At 55.6% G+C, this 3,275-nt stretch carries 4 protein-coding genes; 3 read left to right on the plus strand and 1 reads right to left on the minus strand.

Features of this window, described 5'->3' with window-relative positions; genetic code table 11:
* The coding region (locus tag Q7O77_RS16065) for an EamA family transporter (RefSeq protein WP_304169656.1) at positions 1-237 on the minus strand (237 nt) is incomplete at its 3' end.
* Between the two features lie 113 nt (positions 238-350).
* On the opposite strand from Q7O77_RS16065, the gene Q7O77_RS16070 reads away from it, so the two are divergent.
* The 3 genes from Q7O77_RS16070 to cyaB all read left to right on the plus strand — a co-directional run bounded on the left by Q7O77_RS16070 (position 351) and on the right by cyaB (position 3,178).
* On the plus strand, positions 351-1,223 hold the full coding sequence (locus Q7O77_RS16070) for a helix-turn-helix domain-containing protein (protein WP_304169658.1): 873 nt from the start codon (positions 351-353) through the stop codon (positions 1,221-1,223).
* A 93-nt stretch (positions 1,224-1,316) separates the two neighbouring features.
* Complete coding sequence (gene dusC / locus Q7O77_RS16075) at positions 1,317-2,252, plus strand: tRNA dihydrouridine(16) synthase DusC (protein WP_304169660.1); 936 nt, start codon at positions 1,317-1,319, stop codon at positions 2,250-2,252.
* Between the two features lie 386 nt (positions 2,253-2,638).
* Positions 2,639-3,178, plus strand: coding sequence for a class IV adenylate cyclase (cyaB, locus tag Q7O77_RS16080; RefSeq protein WP_304169662.1), 540 nt, complete (start codon positions 2,639-2,641; stop codon positions 3,176-3,178).
* The last annotated feature ends 97 nt before the right edge of the window (positions 3,179-3,275 follow it).

The following is a 3,275-nucleotide window of genomic DNA, read 5'->3' on the forward strand; positions in this document are numbered from 1 at the left end:
ACAGATCATATTGATGCCGAAGACAGTGACGCCCTGCACCACGCAAAGCAGATGTCCGCGCCACGGCAGGGGCCGCAGGCGACCGGTCAGTTTCAGGAACGATAACAGCAGTGCGGAGGCAATGGCGAAACGCCAAAAGACCGACACTTCCGGCGGCACGCTGCCATGCTGTAGGCTGATAGCCAGCCAGGTGGTGCCCCAAATCAGGACGACGAGTAAATAAAGCAAGATATTCATAGAGGACTCTCTGTCACGGCGGATACCATTCAGTATCCGGCTGGACAGGCAGGCGCGCTGTCACGAATTTGCGCTGGTTACCATCAAATTGCGGTTTTTTCACAGAGGACATTATGGCGAGCTACGAGGCACTGAACGTTTTGCAGCACTATAAAACGCATTTGCGGGATTCGGTGGACCTCAATAACGGCGTCAGTCTGGCGTCGTGGCAGAACAGCCACGACCGTGTCACGCTTGAAAATACCAATCATCACACCCTGAGCCTGTATATCGCCGGGGGCTATGAGTCCTACCATAAACGGCCGGACGGCTGGTTCAACGGCGGCGGGCCGGATCGCTTTTGCCTGATGCCGAAACACAGCATTTCCACGTGGGATATCCGCAGCGATTTGCAGTTCGTTCACCTGTATTACACCGATGACCACCTGCGCGCGCTGGCGGAACAGATCTGGGATCGCAGTCCGGCGAGCCTGCAACTCGAAGAGCGGGTATTTGGCGACGATGCGCAGATTGTCAGCCTGTATCGCCACTTTCTGTTGCAGCACAGCTGGCAAGACGCCGCCGACAGACTCACGCTGACGACCGCCTCGACGCTATTGATGACTCACGTGTTGCGGCGCTATACCCAGTTGCAGTGGGCGCTGCCGACGGTGCGCGGCGGACTGGCGCCAATGGTTCGTCAGCGCATTCGGGCGCTGATCGACGCGCGGCTCGCGGAACCGCTGACGCTGGCGGACCTGGCCGCCGAGGCCGGGCTGAGCGAATTTCACTTTGCGCGTATGTTTCGTCACAGCGAGGGGATGGCGCCGCATCAGTTTGTGATGCAGGTTCGCCTCGAACGTGCGCACCATCTGGTTCGCCATACCGCGCTGCCGATGACCGATATCGCGTTGGCGTGCGGATTCAGTTCCTCCAGCCACTTCAGCCAGCGCTTTCGGGCCGCGTATGGCGTCACGCCTTCAGTGATGCGGCAAAAAAGCGAATAGGGATCGCCGCGAGGGGCGGTGTTTTCCGTTGCGTTGGCTTGTCTGCTGACAGTACCATTGCGTGCCGATGTTGATGTGAGCTGAATAATAACTATGCGCGTGCTGCTGGCCCCGATGGAAGGGGTGTTGGACTCTCTGGTCCGTGAACTGCTGACTGAAGTGAATGACTACGATCTGTGCATTACGGAATTCCTGCGCGTGGTCGATCAGCGGCTGCCGGTCAAATCCTTTTATCGCCTGTGCCCTGAACTGCATCATGCCAGCCGCACGCCGTCGGGGACGCGGGTGCGTGTTCAGCTGTTGGGGCAATATCCGCACTGGCTGGCCGAAAATGCGGCCCGCGCGGTGGAGCTGGGATCCTACGGCGTCGATCTGAACTGCGGGTGTCCGTCGAAACTCGTGAACGGCAGCGGCGGCGGGGCCACGCTGCTTAAAGATCCGGAACTGATCTATCAGGGCGTCAAAGCGATGCGCGCGGCGGTGCCGGAGACGATGCCGGTGACGGCGAAAGTCCGATTGGGCTGGGCGTCGGACAGCCATCGTTTCGAAATCGCCGACGCCGTGCAGCAGGCGGGGGCTACCGAGCTGGCGGTCCACGGACGCACCAAAGAGGACGGCTATCGGGCGGATCGCATCAACTGGGACGCGATTGGCGAGATCCGCCAGCGGTTGACCATCCCGGTGATCGCCAACGGCGAAATCTGGGATTATGCGAGCGCGCAGGCCTGCATGCAGGCAACGGGATGCGATTCGGTGATGCTGGGGCGCGGGGCGTTGAACGTCCCCAATCTGAGTCGGGTCATCAAATACAACGAACCGCGGATGCCGTGGCCGGACGTGGTCCGGCTGCTGCAAAAATACGTGAGGCTAGAAAAGCAAGGCGATACGGGCATGTATCATGTCGCGCGCATCAAGCAGTGGCTGGGTTATCTGCGTAAAGAGTATGACGAAGCTGCCGGACTGTTCGCCGAAGTGCGCGCGCTGACGTCCTCCGGCGCGATTGCCCGCGTTATCGACGCCGCGCATTGACTCTTTCCTACCTGTGGCGCATCGGTTCAGTCCCGTTGAATGGCGTTTTTATCCCCTCCGTAGGATTTGGTCAGCCCTTTCTCACGATAGGACGTTCCGCGCAGGTCGTTATATCCAGACGTAATTAGCGCAAAGTCAGACTTTTGTTGATAATAGCCGCGATCTTCATAGCGCGTTCCAATGCGCCATTGCAGCCGCCTGCTCCATGCCTTATTCGGCGTGGAGGTCAGTGCAGTCTTTTTTCGTCAATTTTTAGCCTGAAATAAGGCGTTTACGGTTATCCACCGCCGTTATTCATGGCAATGCCGCAATGAACAAATTAATTAAAAAACATGACTTTCTGGGAATGATTTTCTAGCCAGGGTTGCCTGTAATGGAGAAAGCCAGTGATTGAACATTTCAGAGGAAAATATGAGGTTGCATTAAAGTTCAGCATTCAAGATATTGCCGCTTTCCGCGAAAGATTATTCAGCCTTCATCCTGAATCTTTCGTTTTTGAAAATAAAGAAAGCGATATCTATTACGATACGGCGGAACAATCGTTAAGTCATAAAAATATCAGCATGTTATTACGATGTATGGTGCCCTCTGGCATCAAGCTGTGGATCGTCAAAGGGCCGCGCGCCGGCTGCAGCGAGACGGTTAACGTGGAGTCATTTGAACGCACCGACAGTATGCTGAAGACGTTAGGATTCCAGCCGGTATTCGAAGTGAATAAAACGCGAAGTATTTATTTTTTAGATACTTTTCAAATTACGCTGGATTATATCGAGTCACTTGGTCATTACGTCGGAATATCCTGTATGACGGAGCATGAATCGGAATTAGATCGTCTGGGCGAGAAATGTCAGGAGTGTGCGCTGAGGCTGGGGTTACAGCTGGATAATATTGAATATCGCTCTTACCGTCACTTATTGGGGCATTAATTCTCGGAGTGAAAACGCGCTGCTCTGATTTGAGCAGCGCGGGGGCTTTTGACCCTGTCTCTTATACACATCTGACGCTGCCGACGAAGAGGATAGT

Origin of the sequence: Lonsdalea britannica, assembly GCF_946477055.1 — a bacterium.
Lineage (GTDB): Bacteria > Pseudomonadota > Gammaproteobacteria > Enterobacterales > Enterobacteriaceae > Lonsdalea > Lonsdalea britannica_A.

Bases quoted from the DNA above. Each gene is read 5' to 3' on its own strand.
- Q7O77_RS16070 (WP_304169658.1), top strand. From the start codon at position 351: ATGGCGAGCTACGAGGCACTGAACGTTTTGCAGCACTATAAAACGCAT.
- dusC (WP_304169660.1), top strand. From the start codon at position 1,317: ATGCGCGTGCTGCTGGCCCCGATGGAAGGGGTGTTGGACTCTCTGGTC.